The 22,531-nt window shown below is 61.1% G+C and carries 23 protein-coding genes; 12 read left to right on the plus strand and 11 right to left on the minus strand.

The genetic code is table 11. The features are described from left to right. Positions 1–171: 171 nt before the first annotated feature. The 10 genes from QB905_RS10300 to QB905_RS10345 all read right to left on the minus strand — a co-directional run bounded on the left by QB905_RS10300 (position 172) and on the right by QB905_RS10345 (position 11,278). Entirely contained in the window at positions 172–1,386 is a 1,215-nt protein-coding gene (locus QB905_RS10300) for a nitrate/nitrite transporter (RefSeq protein ID WP_282974940.1), read from the minus strand. 12 nt (positions 1,387–1,398) lie between these two features. Next, on the minus strand, positions 1,399–2,529 hold the full coding sequence (locus QB905_RS10305; protein WP_282974941.1) for an alginate export family protein: 1,131 nt from the start codon (positions 2,527–2,529) through the stop codon (positions 1,399–1,401). Between the two features lie 660 nt (positions 2,530–3,189). Then, entirely contained in the window at positions 3,190–4,803 is a 1,614-nt protein-coding gene (gene purH / locus QB905_RS10310) for a bifunctional phosphoribosylaminoimidazolecarboxamide formyltransferase/IMP cyclohydrolase (protein ID WP_282974942.1), read from the minus strand. Between the two features lie 242 nt (positions 4,804–5,045). Continuing rightward, on the minus strand, positions 5,046–5,462 hold the full coding sequence (locus QB905_RS10315; protein WP_282974943.1) for a glycine zipper 2TM domain-containing protein: 417 nt from the start codon (positions 5,460–5,462) through the stop codon (positions 5,046–5,048). Between the two features lie 222 nt (positions 5,463–5,684). Continuing rightward, on the minus strand, positions 5,685–6,959 hold the full coding sequence (locus tag QB905_RS10320; RefSeq protein WP_282974944.1) for an MFS transporter: 1,275 nt from the start codon (positions 6,957–6,959) through the stop codon (positions 5,685–5,687). 6 nt (positions 6,960–6,965) lie between these two features. Beyond that, positions 6,966–7,517 carry an isochorismatase family protein gene (locus QB905_RS10325; RefSeq protein ID WP_282974945.1) on the minus strand — a complete coding sequence of 184 codons (552 nt, stop codon included), beginning with the start codon at positions 7,515–7,517 and terminating at the stop codon, positions 6,966–6,968. 12 nt (positions 7,518–7,529) lie between these two features. After that, complete coding sequence (locus QB905_RS10330) at positions 7,530–7,994, minus strand: MarR family winged helix-turn-helix transcriptional regulator (RefSeq protein ID WP_282974946.1); 465 nt, start codon at positions 7,992–7,994, stop codon at positions 7,530–7,532. 250 nt (positions 7,995–8,244) lie between these two features. Next, positions 8,245–8,916 carry a monofunctional biosynthetic peptidoglycan transglycosylase gene (gene mtgA, locus QB905_RS10335; protein ID WP_461781799.1) on the minus strand — a complete coding sequence of 224 codons (672 nt, stop codon included), beginning with the start codon at positions 8,914–8,916 and terminating at the stop codon, positions 8,245–8,247. Between the two features lie 120 nt (positions 8,917–9,036). Further along, complete coding sequence (locus QB905_RS10340) at positions 9,037–10,026, minus strand: WD40 repeat domain-containing protein (protein WP_282974948.1); 990 nt, start codon at positions 10,024–10,026, stop codon at positions 9,037–9,039. 187 nt (positions 10,027–10,213) lie between these two features. Further along, positions 10,214–11,278 (minus strand): CobW family GTP-binding protein, encoded by a 1,065-nt coding sequence (locus QB905_RS10345; RefSeq protein ID WP_282974949.1) that lies wholly within the window; start codon positions 11,276–11,278, stop codon positions 10,214–10,216. Positions 11,279–11,579: 301 nt separating this feature from the next. Between QB905_RS10345 and QB905_RS10350 the strand changes: the two genes are divergently transcribed. The 12 genes from QB905_RS10350 to QB905_RS10405 all read left to right on the plus strand — a co-directional run bounded on the left by QB905_RS10350 (position 11,580) and on the right by QB905_RS10405 (position 21,368). Further along, positions 11,580–11,879, plus strand: coding sequence for a hypothetical protein (locus QB905_RS10350; RefSeq protein WP_282974950.1), 300 nt, complete (start codon positions 11,580–11,582; stop codon positions 11,877–11,879). Positions 11,880–12,089: 210 nt separating this feature from the next. Then, positions 12,090–12,608 carry a 50S ribosomal protein L21 gene (gene rplU / locus QB905_RS10355; protein ID WP_282974951.1) on the plus strand — a complete coding sequence of 173 codons (519 nt, stop codon included), beginning with the start codon at positions 12,090–12,092 and terminating at the stop codon, positions 12,606–12,608. A 25-nt stretch (positions 12,609–12,633) separates the two neighbouring features. Further along, a complete protein-coding gene (rpmA, locus tag QB905_RS10360; protein ID WP_282974952.1) occupies positions 12,634–12,903 on the plus strand; it encodes a 50S ribosomal protein L27 in 270 nt (89 codons plus the stop codon). Between the two features lie 262 nt (positions 12,904–13,165). After that, positions 13,166–13,768: a GNAT family N-acetyltransferase gene (locus QB905_RS10365; RefSeq protein WP_282974953.1), complete on the plus strand. Its 603-nt coding sequence runs from the start codon at positions 13,166–13,168 to the stop codon at positions 13,766–13,768. A gap of 72 nt (positions 13,769–13,840) precedes the next feature. After that, positions 13,841–14,881 carry a GTPase ObgE gene (obgE, locus tag QB905_RS10370; protein WP_282974954.1) on the plus strand — a complete coding sequence of 347 codons (1,041 nt, stop codon included), beginning with the start codon at positions 13,841–13,843 and terminating at the stop codon, positions 14,879–14,881. 74 nt (positions 14,882–14,955) lie between these two features. Further along, positions 14,956–15,579, plus strand: coding sequence for a nicotinate-nucleotide adenylyltransferase (locus QB905_RS10375; RefSeq protein ID WP_349252567.1), 624 nt, complete (start codon positions 14,956–14,958; stop codon positions 15,577–15,579). 175 nt (positions 15,580–15,754) lie between these two features. Next, complete coding sequence (rsfS, locus tag QB905_RS10380; protein ID WP_282975617.1) at positions 15,755–16,141, plus strand: ribosome silencing factor; 387 nt, start codon at positions 15,755–15,757, stop codon at positions 16,139–16,141. Further along, positions 16,141–16,632 (plus strand): 23S rRNA (pseudouridine(1915)-N(3))-methyltransferase RlmH, encoded by a 492-nt coding sequence (gene rlmH / locus QB905_RS10385; protein ID WP_282974956.1) that lies wholly within the window; start codon positions 16,141–16,143, stop codon positions 16,630–16,632. Before rsfS ends, rlmH begins: the two co-directional genes overlap by 1 nt. 78 nt (positions 16,633–16,710) lie before the next feature. Beyond that, positions 16,711–17,862 carry a murein hydrolase activator EnvC family protein gene (locus QB905_RS10390; RefSeq protein WP_282974957.1) on the plus strand — a complete coding sequence of 384 codons (1,152 nt, stop codon included), beginning with the start codon at positions 16,711–16,713 and terminating at the stop codon, positions 17,860–17,862. Between the two features lie 117 nt (positions 17,863–17,979). Continuing rightward, on the plus strand, positions 17,980–19,509 hold the full coding sequence (locus QB905_RS10395; protein ID WP_282974958.1) for a S41 family peptidase: 1,530 nt from the start codon (positions 17,980–17,982) through the stop codon (positions 19,507–19,509). A 210-nt stretch (positions 19,510–19,719) separates the two neighbouring features. Beyond that, positions 19,720–20,877, plus strand: a complete 1,158-nt coding sequence (locus tag QB905_RS10400) for a divergent polysaccharide deacetylase family protein (protein ID WP_282974959.1) — start codon at positions 19,720–19,722, stop codon at positions 20,875–20,877. A gap of 2 nt (positions 20,878–20,879) precedes the next feature. Beyond that, positions 20,880–21,368: an RNA pyrophosphohydrolase gene (locus QB905_RS10405; protein WP_282974960.1), complete on the plus strand. Its 489-nt coding sequence runs from the start codon at positions 20,880–20,882 to the stop codon at positions 21,366–21,368. 147 nt (positions 21,369–21,515) lie between these two features. On the opposite strand, the gene QB905_RS10410 is transcribed toward QB905_RS10405, so the two are convergent. After that, positions 21,516–22,526: a cupin-like domain-containing protein gene (locus tag QB905_RS10410; protein WP_282974961.1), complete on the minus strand. Its 1,011-nt coding sequence runs from the start codon at positions 22,524–22,526 to the stop codon at positions 21,516–21,518. Positions 22,527–22,531: the final 5 nt, after the last annotated feature.

Genomic DNA, 22,531 nt, shown 5'->3' on the forward strand with positions numbered 1-22,531 from the left:
CGCTTCGGGACTCCGTTGTCCTGATGGTGCGCGGCAAAAACCGCCATTGGTTTTTGCCGCGCGAATGGGTTTGATCAAACGCTGATCAGGCTTTCGAGAGTATGACAAAAACAGGGTTTGTCAACGCGGAAATTTGCGGCGCAAAAAATTTGTGCGCCGCGAAAATCAGACTCATATCTTGGCGTCGAGCGCACCATAGACGTGCCAGGTGGTGCGCCAGGTTTTCTTGACGAGGGTAAGGCCGATCAGAGCCACACAGGCCAGGGCGGCGAAGATCAGCAGGCTTGTCATGTAAGAGCCCGTCAGTTGCCGTGAAAGCCCCATGCTGGCGGCCAGGTAGAAGCCGCCAATGCCGCCGCACATGCCGACCAGCCCCGTCATGACGCCGATTTCGGCGCGGAAGCGTTGCGGCACAAGCTGGAAGACCGCACCATTGGCCATGCCGAGCGCCACCATCGCCGTGACGATAAACAGGGTGCCAAGCAGAATATTGCCGAAACCGAAGCTCATCAGCAACAGCGCCACGGCAGCAATCGAATACATGATCGACAGGGTGCGGATGCCGCCCATCTTATCGGCCAGCCCGCCGCCTACCGGCCTAACGATCGAGCCGAAGAAGACGCAGAAGGCCGTAAACAGACCCGCCGTCACTGGCGACAGGCCATATTGCGTGTTGAAATAGATGTTGAGCGACGAGGACAGGCCGACGAAGCCGCCGAAGCTGACGCCGTAAAACAGCATGAACCACCAGGCGTCAACGTGTTTCAGAACGCTGAAATATTCCGACGTCTTCTTCGGCGCGGGCTGATCAGGCGAATCCTTGGCGAGGACCTGATAGATGATGAAGGTGATGATCAGCGGGATGGCCACAAAGGCGAAAACCGTGGTCCAGCCATAGGTTTTGGCCAGGGTCGGCAGGAAAAGCGAGGCGAACACCGTGCCCGAATTACCGGCCCCGGCAATGCCCAGCGCAATGCCCTGATATTTCGGTGGATACCAACGAGAGGCCAGCGGCAAAGCCACGGCGAACGACGCTCCGGCCACGCCCAGCACCACGCCCAGCCCCAGAACCGACATGTAGGAATGGATATGGAAGGCCCAGGCCGCCAGCAGGCCGCCGATGACGATCAACTGCCCCACCGTGCCGGTCAGCTTGGGGCCGATGCGATCCACCAGCAGACCATTGACGACGCGCAAGACAGCCCCGGACAGAATGGGCACGGCCACCATCAGCCCCTTTTCCGCCGGAGTCAGACCCAGTGAGGCCGCGATCTGCACGCCCAGCGCCCCCAGCAATACCCAGACCATGAAGCTCATGTCGAAGTAGAGAAAGGCCGAAAACAGGGTGGGCGTGTGCCCGGATTTGAGAAAATCTTTCGAGAGCATGGGTTTATCCTCTTAAAGTTTAAAGCTAAGCGCAAGCCAGGTTTTGCGACGCGAAGCGGGGGCGAGCGGTGAGTCACTCGCGGAAAAATCGGCATATTTGGCCAGCAAGGACAGATGTGGCGAAAGCGCGATCGTGGCCACGGCGTCCCATTCATGACCGAGTGAAGTATCGAGCCGCGCCGTCGAAAGATCGTGATAAATCAAAGTGATGGACGGTTGGTGCCGCAGGGGCAGGTTGAAGGTGGCGGCGTAATTCAGATCATCGAGGCCGTTCACAGTTGTCTTGTTGCCGCCCGTGCCGGAAAAGGCGTCTGAAAAGCCATCAAAGGCATGGGTGGTGCCCAAAGGCGTGATGAAGCCGACCAAACCATTACCGCCAAGGCTCTCATAATTGATCTTGAAGCTGGCTATTCTGTAGGCCGCACTGATCTCGACCATGCTTTCAGCCAGATCGAAATCCGCCGGATTGTTGCGATAATCTGTCTGACGGGCATACTGACCGGTCAGGCCGAATTTCACTGGCCCGGCGGTAAATCCACCCGCAGCGCGCGCGCCATAGGTCTGGGTGGAAGAGGCCGCCGCATTGGAAAAATCGAGCGCATAATCAAAGCCGGTCAGCTTGATGCCATACGCAAAGCCATAGCTGGCATGGATCAGGTAGCTGTCCGAATTCCAGTCCCTGGTTTCGGCCAGAACGCGGTTGATCTTGCTGAGATAAGCCGCCGTCAGGTCGAAGGCGCCGGTTTTCAGGTCATAGCGCACGCCGTCAAAGGTCTGTTCGTCCTGCCGCCAGCCGACATTGCCGACAAAACGCGCGTCATCAAGAATGATGCGCTGGCGGCCCACGGTCAGGGTGGAATGCTCGTCCGGCGTCCACATGATCTGGGCGCGGTTCAGTTCGGTGACTTCGGGATCGGGCTCGGTCGGATAGGCGGTGCGGCCATTGGTGGTCGAATTATAATCGGAGACGAGCGCGGTGACGTTCTCGAACTCGATCAGGCCGCTTAAGTGGTGGATCGGCTGGCTTTGCAGGCCGATGCGGTTGCGCCAGGTCAGGGCGTCGGCGTCATTGGCAAAGCCCGACTGCTCGATATGGGCGTAACGCAGATTGGAATCGATGATGGGCGTGATGACGGGGAACAAGGGGCGTTGTCCTTCCTGCGCATAAAAAAACGCCTCAAGATGTAAGCAAACCCTTGCGGTGTCAGCCTGTCCTGAGACGTCATTGTCTGAATGGGGGTGTTAAGCCGTTCATGCCATCTTTGGCATCGAACCGGCCTGTCGGGCGATCATCGTTGACCGCATGGTGTCAGACTGTGGCTGAACCGCATGGCCGTCAAGCATGGCGATGGCTCAAAGCCATATTTGTTGCTTTGCACAAAAAGAGTGCGGCAGATTTGTCACGAAGCGGCCATTGTACGCCAGATTTTGGCCCATATGGGCGCTAAGGTGCGGAGACAGCGATTATGTTGCACATGAAACTAAATATGCGTCTCGTTCCTGCGCTCAGAGGTGTGATTTTAAGGCTTGCGGCTAGGGTTTTTGGGCGTAATCTCAACCTACGGGATAAAGCCCATATAAACTCCCCGAACTCTCGTTCAGGGCTTGGGCACAGGCTCATGTGCCAAATATGAAAAGGCCCCTCAGGCAACTGGGGGGCCTTCATTATTTTAGAGCGGTTTGCATTCTGATTGAATCGGTCAAAGGCATGCAATCCGCTCTATATTTTACGTTTTTCCGCATCTCGCATTCAATTTGTAAGTCAAATTAAACGCTCGTTGCTCTAGCAGCTCAGACGAAAGATTAGTGCCGGAAAACGCGCGTGCCGGTAAACACCATCGCCAGACCGGCGGCGTCGGCGGCGTCGATCACCGCCTGATCGCCGATCGATCCACCCGGCTGGATCACCGCCGTGGCCCCCGCCGCCGCCGCTTCGAGCAGGCCGTCGGGGAAGGGGAAGAAGGCTTCCGACGCGCAGGCCGAACCCTTGGCCAAACTGTCGGCCAGACCCAGTTTTTCGGCAGCTTCGGCAGCGCGCAATGAGGCGATGCGCGACGAATCGCGGCGGTTCATCTGGCCCGCGCCGATACCGACCGAACGGCCTTCCTTAGCATAGACAATGGCGTTGGATTTGACGTGCTTGGCCACGGTGAAGGCGAACAGCATGTCCTCGATTTCGGTCGCCGTCGGCTGGCGTTTGGTCACCACCTTGAGGTCGGCAGGCGTAATGCGCGCCGTGTCGCGGCTCTGGATCAGCAGGCCACCGGCCACCGAACGAAAGACCTGACCACCAGCCAGCGGATCAGGCAGGGCACCCGTCACCAGCAAGCGCAGGTTTTTCTTGGCGGCAAATACGGCCACCGCGTCGTCATCGACTTCGGGGGCCACCACGACCTCGGTAAAGGTTTCGACGATCTTTTCGGCGGTCGCCTTATCGAGGCGGCAATTGAGCGCCACAATACCGCCGAAGGCCGACACCGGATCGCATTCCAGCGCGCGGCGATAGGCGGTGATCAGATCGGAAGCCGTGGCCACGCCGCACGGATTGGCGTGCTTGACGATGACGCAGGCCGGGCCTTTGGACGGATCAAATTCGGCCACCAGCTCGATGGCCGCATCGGTATCGGCGACATTGTTGTAGCTCAGTTCCTTGCCCTGCAATTGCTTCGCCGTGGCCACGCCGGGGCGGTTTTCGCCCGTGCGGTAAAAGGCCGCCGACTGGTGCGGGTTTTCACCGTAGCGCATGGTTTGCAGACGCTCGCCGGCGATGGTTTTGCGCTCAGGATAGGCATCATTCAGTTGTCCGGCAAACCAGGTCGAGACAGCCGAATCATAGGCCGCTGTGCGCGCAAAAGCCTTGGCCGCAAGGGCTTTGCGCAAGGCCATATCGGTCGTGCCCTTGGCCTTAATCGCCGCCAGCACTTCGTCCATGCCCGCCTTATCGACGCAGATGGCGACATAGGGGTGGTTCTTGGCCGAGGAGCGGATCATGGCCGGGCCGCCGATGTCGATATTCTCGATGGCCGCTTCGAAAGCGCCGCCGCCCGCCACGGTTTTTTCAAACGGATAGAGGTCGATCCACACGATGTCGATCGGCTGAATATTATGGTCTTTCAACGCCTTGGCGTGTTCTGGCGCATCACGATAGGCAAGCAGTGCGCCATGCACCATCGGGTGCAGGGTCTTGACGCGGCCATCCATCATTTCCGGAAAACCGGTTATGTCGGCCACGTCTTTGACCGGCAGGCCCGCCTTTTCAAGGGCGGCGCGCGTGCCGCCGGTTGAGATCAGCTCGATGCCTGCCGCCACCAAAGCCTGGGCGGCCTCAACCAGACCGGCCTTGTCCGACAGCGAAATTAGGGCGCGTTTGGGCGTAACGCGGTCGGCGGCGGGGGGGAAATCGGGCGCGGCGGGCATGGCGGTTCCATTCGGTATGGGGGAGGAGGAATGGGCGCGGTTTACACGACCCAGCCTGCCTTGCCAACCCGCACCAAAAGCATCTTGTTCCAAGGTGCATCTATTGCGCCTTGGCAAGGGCGACTGCCCGCCGCCGCCAATGCGGCGAGCCATGCGGCATCTGAGCTGAAAGACAAGAAAAAGGCCCCGCCACCTCTGAATGGGCGGGGCCTTCCTGATGACCGGGTGCTCAAGCCGCGATTTTAGCGACGAGCGTCGTAGTGGCCATCATTGCGGCTGTAGCTGTTGTAGCTGCGTTGGTTATTATAGTTGTGGCGGTCATAGTTTTGGTAACGCACCGGCGGATGGCGATAGTCGTTGCGCGCCTGCTGGCAATCCTCGCGGCCATTATCCTTGCCGACGCTGTTGCCGACCAGACCACCGACCACAGCCCCGGCCACCGTGCCCAGACCCTTATTGTGCGTATTGGCCACGCTGCCGCCGATAGCACCGCCCAGCAGCGCACCGATGATGGTGCCGTTTTGCGCCTTATGCTGCACCACCGCATGGCAGCCATAGGCCGGACGGGCTTCGGCGGCGGCAGGGATGGCCGTGACGGAAGCGGCGATCAGGCCGGTGGTAACAACAGCGGTCAATATTTTTTGCGCGAACTTTTGCATAACTGAAATCCTTTGACTTCCGGCCCCTTGACCCTCCCCGATGGAGGAGGTGGTGACCGATCATGGGATTAGTTATAGCCCTCTCAACCTGAACGCAGCTTGAGCCGCCCGTTCATACTGGTTCAGCTAGAGCAACGAGCGTTTAATTTGACTTACAAATTGAATGCGAGATGCGGAAAAATGTAAAATGTAGAGCGGTTTGCATTCCTTTGACCGATTCAATCAGAATGCAGACCGCTCTAATATTATCTCTGGATCGAGTTGAAAACGCCAGCGCCCGTCTTCGCGCACAAGCCGCGCATGACGATGAACAACCAGATAACGCAGCCCCACCAGCAGGGCGCAGAAGCCGCCACCCGCGCCGATCACCATCGCCCAGCGCGGCCCGAAATGGTCGGCGGCCCAGCCGATAATCGGCCCGCCCACCGGCGTGGTGCCGAGCGCCACCGCCACATAGATGGCCATGACGCGACCGCGTAAGGCCGGATCGGTCGAGAGCTGCATCAGGCTGTTGGTGCTGGTGGTGAAGGTCTGCACCGACATGCCGACAATGACCAGAACGGGGGCGAACAGTCCATAGCTGGGCATACAGGCAGCCAGAGCCATGCCTGCGCCGAAAAAGCCCGCCCCCGCCAGCAACAGGGTGATGCGTGGCCGCGCCCTGCGTGCCGCCAGCAGCGCGCCGGTGACCGACCCCACCGCCAGACACGAGGTCAGAAGACCGAACTGCCCGGCCCCCTTGTGGAAAACACCCACCGCCATCGTGGAAACAAAAATCGGAAAATTGAGGCCGAATGTGCCCAGGAATAACAGCATCAGCAGGCAGGCCTTCAGATCGGGCCTCTGCCAGATATAGACAAAGCCTTCCGACAGCTTGCCGCGCACCCGTGGCCGTTCGCGCCGGTGCAGATCCTGAACGCGCAGACAGCCCATCGCCACCAGCACCGCCACGAAGGAGACGGCATTGATCAGGAACACCCAGCCCGTGCCGACCGTGGCGATCAGCAAACCGGCAATGGCGGGGCCGATCATGCGCGCGCCGTTGAACGAGGTCGAGTTGAGCGCCACGGCGTTCGACAAATGCACCTCATCGACCAGCTCAGACACGAAGGTCTGGCGCGCCGGGGCATCGATGGCGGCCAGGCAGCCCTGCACGAAGGCGAACAGATAGACTTCCCACAGGGTGATCAGGCCGGTGACGGTCAGAAGCCCCAGCCCAAGGGCCAGCAGACCCATGCCGCCTTGCGTAACGATCAGGGTGCGGCGGCGATCAAGATGATCGGCAATATAGCCCGATAGCGGCAGCATCAGAAGCTGCGGCCCGAACTGACACGCCATGACCAGACCAACCGCCTGGGCATTATGATGGGTGAGCTGCACCAGCACGATCCAGTCCTGCGCCACGCGCTGCATCCATGTGCCGATATTCGACACAATGGCCCCGATGGCCCAGACGCGGTAATTATAGTGCTGGAGCGCGCGAAATGTGCCGATCACCGCCGCCTATTCCAGCAGGGCCAGAATCTCCGCCACCGTGCCGGTTTCGCCCAGCCGCGGGAAGATGCGCGCGACGCTGTTTTGGTGCGCCTCGGCCTGCATATCGGTCATGGCGTCGCTGGCCAGTGTGACGTTCAGGCCCGCCTCATGGGCAAAGCGCGCCGTCGATTCAACGCCGATGGAGGTGGCCACGCCGCAGATCACCACCTGAGTGACGCCCGCCTTTGCCAATATGTCGCCAAGGCCGGTGCCGGTGAAGGCGCCCCAGGTGCGCTTGGTGACCAGATGATCGGAAGCCTGTGGGTTCAGTTCGGGCACAAGGTCAGCGAAATCAGCCGGAAAGTCACGCGGCGGACGCGGCGTTTCGCTACGGCCGGGCGCGCCCCCGGTCACATTGACCAGCACCACCGGCAGGCCCTTGCGGCGAAAGGCCTCTGTCAGTTGGGCGGCCTTTTCGATCACCCCGGCAATCGGGTGGGCGGTCGGATAGGCGGTAATGCCTTTTTGCAGATCAACGACGATCAGGGCGGTTTGGGCATCAAGGGTGGTGACGGTCATGGGGGAGGCCTTTCAGCTATTCGGGTTTAGCAAACGGTGCAGTAGCGGGATCAGAGCCGCCAACTGGCCTTGTTCGGTTGTATCGAGTTGTGAGCGGATGGCGCGCAGCAGCCAGTCGTCGCGCGCCGCGCGGCTGAGCTGGATCAGTTCCTCACCGGCAGGGGTGAGCGATAACAGGGTCTGGCGGCCATCGGCGGGATCGGGCGCGCCGCGCACCAGCCCCTTGGTTTTCAGCGCCGCCACGCTTTCGCCCATCGATTGCGGACGCATACCGGCGATGCGCGCCAGTTCGGTGACGGTGGTGGCCCCTTCGCGGGCCAGATGGCCCAGAACCACGCGCTGCGGTTCGCTGAAGGCGTTGATCTGCGATTCTTCGCGCAGGCGGCGGCGAAACTGGCCGATCAGGGCGCGCAATTGCGCCGCCGTCTCGTGCATCCGGGCGGCAGGATCAGGATTTTCGGCAGGCGGATCGGACATGGCGGGGGCTTCGCAGACTATGAAGGTTATCTACAAAGGTTACCTTCGCATGTCAAGCGGCTTGGAGCGTTCGGCGGATTCACTCTTAAAGCAAGAAACCCCACCACCACTTCGCTGCGCTCGCGGTCCCCCTCCCCAGTAAACTGGGGAGGTATAAGTCAGTGAGGTGCATGGCCTATACCTCCCCAACTTTGGTGGGGGGCGCGATTTATCGCGGGGGTGGTGGGGGTCTTCCTTTAACTTTGGCCGTCTAATCCGCCGCGCAGTTATCCAGACCCTGATGGCCCACCACACGCGCCCGCGCCTGAATCCGCCCCGAACGCTGGCCGCCACGCGCCTTCCATTTGAGCGGATCAGGCAGGATGGCCGCCAGTTTCGCGGCCTCGGCAGGCGTAAGCGTGCGCGCCGAATGGTGGAACCAGTATTGCGATCCGGCCTCGGCCCCATAGACGCCCGGCCCCATCTCGATCGAATTGAGATAGACCTCCATGATGCGGTCTTTCGTCCACAAATGCTCGATCAGGAAGGTGTACCAGACCTCGAAACCCTTGCGCACCCAGGAGCGCGACGGCCACAGAAAGACATTCTTGGCCGTCTGCTGAGAAATGGTGGAAGCGCCGTGCTTCTTCTTGTGGGTGGCATTCCAGGCCTCGGCCTTCTTGATAGCGTCGTAATCAAAGCCATCATGCGTGCAGAATTTGGCGTCTTCCGAGGCGATAACGGCGGCTTTCAGATTATCGGAAATCTGCGAGGCCGGCACCCAATGGTGGTGAAGACCGTGGCCCTCAGACAGGCGCTCGATCATCAGGATGGTGATCGGCACCGGCACAAAGCGATGGATGGCCACTGACAGCACGGAAAAGGCGATAAAGGCGGCCACGCACAGGCCGAAAAAACGCAGAGGACGAAACTTTTTACGCATAGGTTTTACTAAAGAAGGGCTTTCCGCTTGGACAGCATCGTACATGACCTCTTCGCTCAGGCCCGGTATGGTGTCTTCGGGTTCCTGATCGTCGCTCATGTTTTCCCCCCATCGGCCAGCCTAGACCGCGGATTCGAAGATATAGACCATTCCATCCTCATCGCCAATCAGCAGGCGATTGGCTTCACCGGACAGGGCCAGAGCCGTGATCGGACTGCCCTTTTCAGCCTTCACCCAGTCAATGCCGGTCGATTGCAGTTCGGCCAGCCAGACGCGGCCATCTTCGGTGCCCGCCGCCATCAAGGTGTCTTCGGGCGCACCCGCCACCACCGACACCAGAGTCGATTCGTCCGGATTGATCTCGGAAGCCTCCTCGCCCATCGGCCCATTGGCTTTCAGGAACGGCCAGACCACCGCCCCCATCGCCCCCGACGTGGCCAGAAGCTTGCCCCTGGCGAAGAACTGCATGGATTTGATCTTGGCCGGATAGCCGCCCATGCGCATATCCTTGGAATCCTTCAGTCGCCAGCCGTGCAGGGCGTTTTCCTGCATGGCGGTGACGAGGAACTCACCCGACGGCGCCATAGCGATAGATGTGTGCGATCCGGCCCAGTTGAGCTTTTGCGGCTTCTGGTCGCCAATGCGCGCATACCAGACCACCACGCCATTATAGGTGGCGCAATAGAGCTTGCGGCCCTTGGGATCGAAGCACAGGCCCGATACGCTATGCTCATGCGCAAAGGTTTTCGTGTCTTTTTTCAACAGATCCAGCACATAGGCCTTCTTGGCGGCCGCATAGGCGACGAGCTGGCCTTCCGGCGCGGCGGCAATGGCGTCGATCCACGCGCCCTTGTGATGCGCCAGTTCGACGGGGCCGGTGTCCTTCGTCGTCCACACCACGCGGCCATCATCGCCGCCGCTGATCACGCCAAGGCCGGTGGGATGCACCACCGCACACAGGATAGCGGCATCGGGATGGGCGTCGAACACCGCATCGGCGTCGGGGAAGACGATGCGGCCATCGCCCAGCGCCGCTATCGGCTCATCCAGCGCATCGAACAGGGTGGCGACGACATAGGCGTCGAAGGATTTGGAATAGGCAAAGGTCATGGGGACAGGTCTATAAGGCTGAGTTGGATGTTTGGCCATCAAGAACTCCCCCTGAAATCAGGGGGAGGTGGCGCGCCTGCGCCGGAGGGGGTTATTCCGGCGGATGTACGCGCCTTAACTCAGGCTTTTAACCCCACCCGGCCCTCTGGGCCACCCTCCCCTAAAATCAGGGGAGGTTATTTTTGGATCACACCATGAGGGTGGCGTTGAAACCGGCCTTGAGCGCTGCCTCATCAAGGTGACGGCCGATAAAGACGGCGCGCGACACGCGCTTTTCATCCGGTTTCCATGCACCCTGAAGCTCGCCTTCGAGGATCATGTGGACGGCCTGAAAGACGAGCCGCTTGTCCTCGCCCTGCACATTCAGAATCCCCTTGGCGCGCAGAATATCGACGCCCTTTTCAGCCAGCAGCTTATCGAGCCACATCGTAAACAAACGGCCATCAATCGGCTTTTCGCTGCTCAGCGACACCGATTTGATCTCTTCGTCGTGGATCGGATTGATGTGGTGGCTGCAATGTTCATCATGAACGTGACCGGCCTCGCCATGCGCCGGGCCATGATCATGGTGGTGGTGATGATCGTGGTCATGATCATGATCGTCGTGGCCGATCATGGCCATCTTCGTCAGGTCGAAATTGTGCTGATTGAGCAGGCTTTTGATGTCAACGCCCGAACGCTCGGCGCGGGTGATGCGGGCCAGCGGGTTCAGGCCCTTCAGGCGCGCTTCGATCTCATCCAGCTTGTCCGGCGTCACCAGATCGGTCTTGTTGAGAATGATATGGTCGGCAAAGGCCACCTGTTCCTTGACCACGCGGTCGCTGGTCAGCGCTTCTTCGAAATGCAGGGCATCGACCAGAGCCGTCACCGAATCGAGATAGGTTTTCGCCTTGACCTCATCATCGACGAAGAAGGTCTGAGCCACCGGGCCGGGATCGGCAAGCCCGGTCGTCTCGACGATAATGGCGTCGAATTTCCCTTTGCGTTTCATCAGGCCCGACAGGATGCGGATCAGGTCGCCGCGCACCGTGCAGCACACGCAGCCATTATTCATCTCGAACACTTCTTCATCGGCCCCGACGATCAGGTCGTTATCGATGCCGATTTCGCCGAACTCATTGACGATGACCGCGTATTTCTGGCCGTGATTTTCCGACAGGATGCGATTGAGCAGGGTCGTCTTGCCCGCGCCGAGATAACCGGTCAGGACGGTGACAGGGGTTTTTTGTGAAGCAGGAGCGGTGTCGGCCATGAGCGTGTTACTTTAATAATGAAAAAAGGATGATACCAAGCGGTGATGAGCAAAGCGCATTGCAGCCTGGCAGCGTGCGACCGCACGCCGCCGCTGATGCGGCGAGCCTGCGCGGCCTTTTGAGCGCATTCGCTTTAGTTAAGCCTTCGAGGTGCGAAATCAAGACAAACCGGCGCTGGCGGCCAAATTTCCCGCTAACAGACCGCGTTAAAAGCGACACATGATTTGACTTTTGAATTTTCGCAAAAATGCGTTATATTGCGATGCACAATATTGAGTAAGCTAACAGGGACATTTTCCAATGGCCGATACCGCCGAAGTTCACACCCGGCAGCGCCCGCAATTGCTGACACCCACCGAGTTCGCCCGCATCGCCGATCTGGCCTGGCGCACCGATCCGCGCAAGAGCCTGTCGCGTTCCGTCTCCGAAGCCACCGGCGTGTCGGAAAGCTCGGTCGAGCGCTGGCTGAAGGACGAAAACCATCCGGCCCCCGCCAACCGCATTGCCGAGGCGCTGAAACTGGCCAATGAGCGCATGTATGATAATGCCGACCTCCTGATGAAGGTGGCGATGACTCTGGCCAATACGCCGGAGTCCTGACGAAAGCGGATCAGCGGCTGTCATGGAATCCGGGCTTGAAAACAGCCATAAAACATGGACAAAGCCCGCTTGACTCTCAGGCGCAGCCCTGTATAAGTCGCCGCCTCTCGCCCAGAGCCTTGCGGCTTTCCGGGGCGTTTTTCCTATTCTCTCGCGTGGCTCTTGCTTGCAAGATCAGGGTCTGCGCCCAGGTTCAAAGGTTTTACGACCATGTACGCGGTCATCAAAACGGGTGGTAAGCAATATCGTGTTTCGGCAGGCGATCTGATCAGGGTCGAAAAGCTGGAAGGCGAAGCGGGCGCCGCCGTGAAGTTCAACGAAGTGCTGATGCTCGGCGATGTGGCTGGCGCAGTTGTCGGCAGTCCTCTGGTGGATGGCGCCGTGGTCGAAGCCACCCTGATCGAAACCCGCAAGGGCGAGAAGGTGCGTATCTTCAAGAAGACGCGCCGTCAGGGCTATCGCCGCACCACCGGCCACCGCCAGTTCGAATCGGTTCTGCGCGTCACCGGCATCAATGGTGCTGGCAAGTCGGCGGCATGGGAAGGCGAAGTTTCGCTGACCACCAAGGCCGAGCTGAATGCCCGCGCCCGTAACCTGGCCCCGCGTAATTTGGGCGCTGCGATCGAAACGCCTGTGATCGAAGCTGCCCCGGCTGCCGAAGCCCCCGCCAAGAAGAAGGCTGCGCCGAAGAAAAAGGCCGAAGCCACCGCCGATACCGGCGAAGCGTAAGATTTAGATTTAAGGAGATCCTCCCATGGCTCACAAAAAATCTGGCGGTTCATCCCGCAACGGCCGCGATTCAGAAGCCAAGCGCCTTGGCGTGAAGCGTTTCGGCGGCGAAGCTGTCCTCGCAGGCAACATCATTGTTCGCCAGCGCGGCACCAAGTTCTGGCCGGGCACCAATTGCGGCCTTGGCCGTGACCACACCCTGTTCGCCACGGCCACAGGTCATGTGAAGTTCACCACGAAGCGCGACAATCGCTGTTACGTGTCGATCCTTCCGATGGCGCAGGCCGCCGAATAAGCACATTCGATGATTTTCGGGTCGTGCTTAAGTTTTTAAGCCGATCCGGACCGAATTTGAGCGGGAGTCCGGATATTTTCCGGGCTCCCGTTTTTGCATTTCCGTCCCTGCGGTTCCTTTTTGGCCCGGCTACGCAAATGTGATCCCGCTCAAAATCCCCCTGTGGTGGAACTGACACAGTTCGACCCTAAATAGGCCCCAGACTTCGACGAAAGAAGAGATCGGCGAAAACGTCCGCTGACCGGGGTTAAAGGAGACGAGTATGATCACGCGCATTCAGGAAACCGGCCCCGAATCCGGCCATCAACCCCGTCGGCCTTCGCCACACCAGGTCGAGGCCAGCATCGAAACGACGCGCCTGAGCCTGACGGCCTTGCGCAGCGATGATCTCGAAGACTATATCGCCATCTTTGCGGCGCGCGATTCGGCGCGCATGAGCCACGGCGTGCCCCACCCCCTGCCGCGTGAGGCCGCCCTGGCGCGCCTGACCGGCATGATGGCGACGAAGCAGACCCACTGGGCCATCCGTAACGAAGACGAACGGCTGATCGGCGTGATCAGCCTGACGCGCGGCACCTGCGGCACCGGCCCCGATTCGCAGAGTTTCGGCCCGAATTTGAGCATCTTCATCGCACCCGGCCAGCAGGGTCAGGGCTATGCGCTGGAGGCGATGCACGGCCTGCTGCGCTGGGTCAAGAAGCACCATCTGCACCGCATCATTCATGCCGCGCATTTTGCCGACAATGCCGCCTCGGCCAGTCTGCTGGTGGCCGGCGGCTTCCTCTATACGGGCCGCCGCACGCTGGAGACATCTCTGGCGCGCGAAGGCCAGTGCGAGGCGCTGCATATGATAAGGATATTGTAGAAACCAGCCAACACGACCACCCACGCGCGCAGGATCATTGATCTTGCGCGCGTTTTCGTTCAAAGAAGCGCGATGAAATTCCTCGATCAGTGCAAAATCTATATTCGTTCCGGTAATGGCGGCGCGGGTGCCGTCTCGTTCCGGCGCGAAAAGTTCATTCCCAATGGCGGGCCCGACGGCGGTGACGGCGGCAAGGGCGGCGATGTGTGGATCGAGGCCGCCGACGGGCTGAACACCCTGATCGATTATCGCTATCAGCAACATTTCAAGGCGAAAACCGGTGAACACGGCAAGGGCCGCCAGATGCACGGCGCCAATGCCGATGATCTGGTGCTGCGCGTGCCGGTCGGCACCGAGGTGCTGGATGAGGATCAGGACACCTTGATCGTCGATATGGACGAGGTCGGCAAACGCTATCTGCTTGGCCGCGGCGGCAATGGCGGCTGGGGCAATACCCGTTTTAAAGGCCCGGTCAATCAGGCCCCGACCTTCGCCCTGCCCGGTCAGGATGGCGAGGAGCGCTGGGTGTGGCTGCGCCTCAAACTGATCGCCGATGCCGGTCTGGTGGGCCTGCCCAATGCCGGTAAATCGACCTTTCTGGCCGCCGCCTCGGCCGCCAGACCCAAGATCGCCGACTATCCGTTCACCACCCTCACCCCCAATCTCGGCGTCATCGATCTGGGGCCTGAGCAGCGCTTCGTGCTGGCCGATATTCCCGGCCTGATCGAGGGTGCGTCCGAAGGTGCGGGGCTTGGCACGCGCTTTCTGGGCCATGTCGAGCGCACCAAGGTGCTGATCCACCTGATCGACGGCACGCAGGATAATCCGGTCGAGGCCTATAAGGTCATCCGTCACGAACTGGCGGCCTATGATCCCGAACTGGCCGAAAAGACCGAGCTGGTGGTGATCAACAAATGCGACGCCATCGACGCCGATACACGCAAAAAACTGGCCGCCAAAATCAAGCGCGCCTCCGGCCAGACCCCCTATCTGATTTCCGGCGTTTCGGGCGAAGGCGTGCGCGATCTTCTGTTCACGGCGCTGGACACCATCCATCAGGGCAGGATCAAGCCGACCGCCGCCGATACCGCCTATACCCCGTGGGATAACTGATTTGCACGCGCGCCTTCTGACGGCCGGATACTGAAACCATGTGGTTCGCCGGTCTTGCCCCCACGTCTCAGTCTATGCGGTCAGGCGCGCTGCGTCCCGGCTTTCATCTTGAGCGCGGCATGAAGATCGGCCTGTTCGGCGGTTCGTTCAATCCGGCCCATGCCGGTCATGCCCATGTCGCCGAAACGGCGCGGGGGCGGCTGGGGCTGGATCGTGTCATCTGGCTGGTATCGCCGCAAAACCCGCTGAAAAGCCGGGCGGACACAGCACCTCTGGCCGAGCGCATCCGTCAGATCGCCCCCTTTATCGGCCCGCGTGACGTGATTTCAGATTTCGAAACGCGCATCAAGGCCAGCTATACGCTCGATACGCTGCGCGCCCTGAAAGCCCGCTATCCCGGCGTCCATTTTGTCTGGATCATGGGCGGCGATTCGCTGGCCGGTTTCCACCGCTGGCGCGGCTGGGTGCAGCTCATGCACATGGTGCCGGTGGTGGTGGTGTCGCGGCCCGGCACGCTGATGAAGGCGCGCTTTTCGCCCGCCGCCCACCGCTTCGCCCGTTTCCGCACACCGGCACGCGCCGCCCCCGTGCTGGCCCGCAGATGCGCCCCCGCCTGGACCTATCTGAAAGGCCCGCTGCACAGCCATTCCTCATCTGAGATCCGGGGCGCGATCCGGGCCAAGGCTTCAAATATCTAATTTTTCGCGGTGCGCCATATCGGCGGATGACCGGGGCGCGCTTTTGTGCTAGGGTCGTGGCCATATCGTTCATAAAGGAACCCACGCCCTGTCTCGCCAAACCGCGCCGAGTGCGCCCTCCGCCTCCCCAGCCCCCGCCGTAGCCCTTACGGACGCCGACTCCCAAGGTCAGGATCTGGCTGAGGACGCCGCCTCCGGTGACGAATCCGAAGGCCTTTTGCCGCTTGAAAGCCTGATCGTCGAACGTCTTGACGACGACAAGGCGCAGGACATTGTCTGCATCGATCTGAAGGGCAAGTCCTCGGTGGCCGACACGCTGATCATCGCCTCAGGCCGTTCGCATCGCCACGTCGGCGCCCTGGCCGACCATGTGCTGCGCGCCCTGAAGGATTCCGGTTTCGGCAAGGCCAAGGTCGAAGGCCTGCCCACCTGCGACTGGGTGCTGATCGACGCCGGTGACGTGGTCGTGCATATCTTCCGCCCCGAAGTGCGCAGCTTCTACAATATCGAGAAGATCTGGTCGCTGGCGGCAGAAGGTGTGGGCCACACGATCGAAGCCTGATGAAGCTGACCCTGTGCGCCGTTGGCAAGCTGGGCGCGACGGTCGAAAACAATCTCGCCCGTGACTATCTGAACCGCGCCGGGCAAACCGGGCGCGGCTTAGGTGTGTCCGGCGTCGAGCTGATCGAGGTCGATAACCGCAAGGCGGCCAGGGCCCAGACCTCGGCCCTGTTGAAAGCGCAGGAGGCCGAGGCGATCCGCGAAGCTTTAGGCGACCCCGGCATTCTGATCACCTGCGACGAACATGGCGAGGCCCTGACCTCACGCGCTATCGCGGAGCGTCTCAACACCTATAAGGATCGCGGTGAGCGCCGCGTCACCTTCCTGATCGGCGGGGCTGACGGGCTCGATCCGGCGCTGCTCAAGGCCGCAGCTTTTTCGCTGGCTTTCGGCCCGCAAACCTGGCCGCACGCCCTGGTGCGCGTCATGCTGGCCGAGCAGATGTACCGCGCCACCACGATTCTGGCCGGTCTGCCCTATCACCGGGATTAGGGGGCATCGCGATTAGGGGGATGAAATCGCGTTACGGAGACGGTTGAGCCTGTCGCCAAACCGGCCTATCTAAGCTCCATGCCCGCCGCGCGCCCATCGCTGATCCTCGCCGCCCTCGCCGCCGCCATCCTGATGGCGGGCGGGCATTCGGATGTCGATGCGCAGAACAGCCAAAGGGCCCTGACCCCCGACGAACAGGCCACGCTCGATGATCTGGAGGCTCAGGGCCGCGCCGATGTACGCAAGAGCGATGCCAATCGCCAGACGGCGCGCCAGATCGGTCAGGAAATCGAAGACCTGCGCCAGCAGATCATTGATATTTCCAAACGCCAGGGCGCTTCGGAGCAACGCAGCGCCATCTACCACGCCCGCCTTGAAACGCTCAATCTTCAGGAAACCGACATTACACGGCGGCTGACGGCGGCGCGGGTGCGCGAGGCCCGCCTGCTCAGCGCCCTGCAAATCTATTCGCGCAATCCGCCACCTGCGCTTTTTCTGGCCCCGCGTAAGGCCAATGATGCCGTCATGGCCGCCATCATCATGAAGGCGATCACGCCGGAGCTGAAAAAGCGCACCGATATTCTGGTGCAGCAAAACGCCGATCTGATCAATCTGCGCCGTCAGGCCGCTTTGCAAAACGAGGCCCTGCTGGTTACCGACAGCGATGTGTCGGAGCAGCGCGACCAGATCGAAAACCTGATCAGCCAGAAGATGGCGCTCGAAGATCAGCTTCTCGGTCAGGCTGACGCCATGCAGGCCCACGCCATCGAACTGAAGGCCCACGAAGACCGGTTGCGCGACCATGCGCCTTTGCGCGGCCTGATGAATCTGATCAGGCCGGAGGATCGCAACCATTTGCAGCCACCCGTGGTCGGCGATCTGGTGCGCATCTTCGGTCAGGCCGATGGCGGGCCCGAACCCAGCCGTGGTGTAACCTATCTGGCCCAGCCCGGTTCGCAGGTGACGGCCCCCGCCGAAGGCGAGGTCGAGTTCGTGGGCCCCGTCAATTCGTATGGCCAGGTCATCATCATCAATATCGGCCATAATTATCGCGTCGTCATCACCGGCGTGGGGCGCACCTATGTTGAAAAGGGCCAGACCGTGGCCCTGCACGAACCGCTGGGCCGCCTGCCCAATCTGTCCGACAAGAAGGTTCCGCTCTATCTCGAACTGCGCAAGGGCGATGATGTCGTCAATCCGACAGGGGTGATCCAGCTTGCAGCAAATTAGGCGCGTCCCGTTTACGCCACACTTATACTCTTATATGAAGATGAGGATGACTGTGGCTTATATGAGGACTATGGCCGGAGATTTCCTTCCAGCACGGCCCGCCCTTTTGAGGACTTTATGAAGACGATCTATTTAGGCGGCATTGCCGCTCTCGCCCTGGGCATCGGGGCCGTGGCCTATGCCAGCCAGCCAGCCTTTTCACCGACATCGCAGGATTACGAGCAGGTGGCGCTGTTTGGCAATGTGCTCAGCCTTGTTGAGCAGGACTATGTCGTCAAGGTCGATTCGAAAAAGCTCGTCACGGCGGCCTTGCAGGGTATGCTGGCCAGCCTCGATCCGCATTCCAACTATCTCGATGGCGATGATTATAACAGCCTGAAGGAACAGACCAGCGGCACCTATGGCGGTATCGGCCTCGAAGTGACCGGCGAGGACGGCGCGGTCAAGGTGGTGACGCCGATGGACGACACGCCCGCCTCAAAGGCCGGGCTCGAATCGGGCGACTATATCACCGCCATCAACGGCACCTCGATCCTCGGCATTCCGCTCAATGACGCCGTCAGCAAGATGAAGGGCGACGCGGGCAGCAAGCTGACCCTGACCATTGTGCGCACCGGCAAGGATCAGCCGTTCGATGTCACCCTGACGCGCGAAGTTATCACGGTCAAATCGGTCAAGGCCCGGATGGAGGGCGATTACGGTTACCTGCGCATCGCCTCCTTCCAGGAAAACACCGCCCAGGACGCCAAAAACGCGCTCAGCGATCTGATGAGCAAGAACCCGAACATGAAGGGCCTCGTGCTCGACCTGCGCAATAATCCCGGCGGCCTGCTCGAACAGTCGGTCGGCGTGGCCGACATGTTCCTGAACGGCGGCGAGATCGTCAGCCAGCGCGGACGCAACCCTGACGACATCACCCGCTATCAGGCCAAGAAGGGCGATATGCTGCATGGTCTGCCCCTGGTCGTCCTGACCAATGCCGGCACGGCCTCGGCGGCAGAAATCGTGTCCGGTGCCCTTCAGGATCAGCACCGCGCCGCGATCATCGGTGAAACCACCTTCGGCAAGGGTTCGGTGCAGAGCGTGATCGATCTTGGCCAGAATCACGCCATCAAGCTGACGACGGCGCGCTATTACACGCCTTCGGGCCGCTCGATCCAGAAGACCGGCATCACGCCCGATCTGGTGGTGGCCCAGACGCGCGACCAGGCGAAATATATCGCTACCGCCGCCCTGCAATATACCGAGGCCGCCTACGCCAATGCGCTCGACGCCGACGAAGGCAAGGTGCGCAAACCTCCGGTCGAACAGGAAGTGCCGCCTGAGGGCTTCGATACCAAGACCGGAGATTTCGAGCTGACGCGCGCCCTTGATGTGCTGAAAGACGGCGGCAATGTCGCCGAAGCCAGGGCCCATCCGCGCGGCGTCGAACTGCTGACCGCCGATCTGGTCGATAAACCGGGCAGCCGCTTCACCAAGGCCCCCGACACCAAGGCCCCCGACACCAAGGCCTCCGACGCCAAAACCACGGCCACCACACCGGCGGGCGCCGCCGCGGCCAGCTCGTCTTCGGCAAAGCCGGAAGCCCCCGCTTCCAAGGCCCCGCCTTCGGGTGCCGCGTCCAGCGCCGCACCGGCGTCGAAATAGGCAGGATCGAAAAACAGCAGGCCCACGAAATTCGTGTTAATTTCACGTAATTTCCTGGGCCTGTTCAGCTTTCGTTAGGCTTTGTTAACCCTAAACCGTCACATTTACGGACACATCCCTGTCTTCATTTAAGGCGTTCCGTACAGCCGCATGTTCGCCAAGCCCAAAAATTCCACCGCCTCTCCACGGCCCGCCGCGCGCGGCGGCCCGATGGCTGGGCTGCGTGCTTTCGGCGACACGGTGATGGCCTTTTTCCGGCGGCCCTATGTAGCGCCTGCCAGCGCCGCAGCGGCTCTGGTGGCCCTTATCTTCATCTTCCTCAATGTGGCGGGCGATCCCAATGCCGGTTCGCCCAGCGTGCGCATCCTGCTGGCCAAGCCGAAGGCCGCCGCGCCGTCTTCGGCCATCGCGCCCGATGACAGCCAGGCCGGGATGCAGGGTTTCACCCTCGATTCGCTCGGCATGTTTCAGGACGCCTCGGCCGATACGTTTCTTTCCAACAGCGCGGACGATCCCGCCCCTTCCGGCACCGCCGTGATCACCCTGCCCGGTGACAATGACGGCAGTACCGCCACGGCCAGCCCGAAAAGCGCGCCTTCGCCCCTGCCGGTGGCCCCGATCAGCGGTCTGGTTCAGGCCACCAATAATGGCCCCCTGCCCGTCATCGCCCCCAATGGCCAGACCCCGGCCTCGGCCTATGCGCGCCCGTTCCGAAGCGATGGCCGCCCGATGGTGGCGCTGATCATTGGCGGACTGGGCCTCAATCCGGCCACCACCAAGCAGGCTATCGACGATTTGCCGCCGCAGGTCACCCTGTCCTTCGTGCCTTACACGACCGGCTTGCAGGGCTGGATCGATCTGGCGCGCGCCTCCGGCCATGAGGTGATGATCGAGGTGCCGATGCAGCCAACCAACTATCCCGACAATGATCCCGGTCCACAGACCCTGATGGCCAATGCCCGCCCTGACGATCTGATCAGCCATCTCAACTGGGCCCTGTCGCGCGCCACCGGCTATTTCGCTGTCTCCAACTATCAGGGCAGCGCCTTTTTCAAGGATCACGCCGGCATGGCCATGTTCCTGAGCAATCTTAAGCAACGCGGCGTCGCCTTTATTGATGACGGTCAGGCGCGCGGCCAGAACGGTGCCTGGGGCCGCGCCTCGGCTGACCGCATCATCGACAACCAGATCAATGCCTCCGCCATCGCCGCACAATTATCAGGCCTTGAATCGACGGCGAAAAGCCGCGGTCAGGCGCTCGGCACCGGTTTTGCCTATCCGGTGACGCTGGCCGAAGCGATCCAGTGGACGCGCGGCCTCAATGCCAAGGGACTGCAACTGGCCCCGGCCTCGGCCCTGGCGCACTGATCATGTCCGAAACCCGTCACCTCGCCGATTATCGCCCCAATGTCGGCATTGTCGTCTTCAACCGCGCGGGTCAGGTCTGGCTCGGCCACCGTTTCGGCGTCAGCGGTGACTATGCCTGGCAGTTTCCGCAAGGCGGAGTGGACGAAGGCGAGGATTTGCAAAGCGCGGCCCTGCGCGAGCTTTATGAGGAAACCGGCCTGCGCTCGGTCGAGATTCTGGGCCAGACCCATGACTGGATCGTCTATGATTTTCCGCCGGAGGTGCTGGCGCAAAAAAAGATCGGCCGCAATTTCAAGGGCCAGAAGCAGATCTGGTTTGCCATGCGCTTTACCGGCGACGACAGCGAAATCGATCTGCAAACCCACGGCGAGCAGGAGTTCTCGCGCTGGGAATGGTGCGATCTCGACGCTGTGCTGGCCCGCGTCGTCCATTTCAAGCGCGGCAGCTATGCCGAGGTCATCGCGCAGTTCGCCGGATTCGTGACGCCCTGATGCGGCGAGCCCATTCTTAATCAAAGAAGACTGGCTTAATCAAAGAAGACTGGCTTAATCAAAAAAGATTGGCGACGCTTGAGTTGCAAAAAAACGAATACCAACTTGCAGCCAAATAGGTTCTGGGCTGCGAAAGTTGGTATAAGATCAGCTCAATGACTTCCTAAAGCCTGCCAGCACATATTCCAGCGCTTTGCGGTGCTGAGCCGGTGGTAATGTCGCCATCGCCCCGCGTTCGTCAGGGGCGAGGTGCGCGCCCGGATCGCCGTGGGCGCAGAACACAAAATGCTCGAACATATGGCGCCAAACCTCGCGCTGGCGCGGCGGCATGTCGCGCACGGTCAGCATGGCCAGCAGCAGAGTGCCGTAAGGGGCCTGCACATGGGCAGGCGCTTCGTTCCACCAGTAGTTGGCCAGCATATTGACCGCCGACAGGCTGCGCACATGATGCCACCAGCCATAGGGGATGAAGATGGCGTCGCCCGGTTCCAGCTCGGCGGTCAGGCCCGCCGCTAAGGCGTCACGCAGGCGCGGAAAGCGTGCGAAATCGGGGTTTTCGATGTCGGCCAGACTGACGGGTGATCCAGCCAGCGTGGCCTCGAACGGGCCCATATAGAGGTTAGGCAACTGATCGGGCGGAAACAGGGTAAAGCGCCGCCGCCCGGCCACCACGACCGCTATATTATCCGACAGGTCATAATGGGTCTGAACGCGCACGGCATTGCCGATCCAGACGCGCGGTCGCACAGCCTCAGGCAGCAGCGGATTGGTGTTGCGGGCGCTGAAACCGGGCAGGCAGGCCTCGGCGGGCGTGGACTGGATATAGACCGCCGGTGGCGAGGCCGTGTCCGCCAGCGCCAGCAATCTGTCCATCACCGCAGCGAGCGTCATCTGCGCCGTGTTAAAATTGCGGGTGCGTAAACTCTCGCCGAAGAAGAATGCGCCCTTCACCTCAGGCGGCGCGGTCATGACAGCGAGCGGTGCAGGGGTGGCGAAACCGGCCAGATAATCGGCCAGTCTGCGGTCTGAGCCGCGCGCCACCGCCACCGCTGGCCAATCGGCGCACAGGCCGCGCAGCACGACCGGCGCATTGGCCGGTGCGATCTCATCGCGGAACATCTGTGGCGTCACCGCCTCAAGCTGTGAGCACGGCTGCATCGGGC

Origin of the sequence: Asticcacaulis sp. EMRT-3, assembly GCF_030027245.1 — a bacterium.
In the GTDB taxonomy this organism is placed as follows: Bacteria; Pseudomonadota; Alphaproteobacteria; order Caulobacterales; family Caulobacteraceae; genus Asticcacaulis.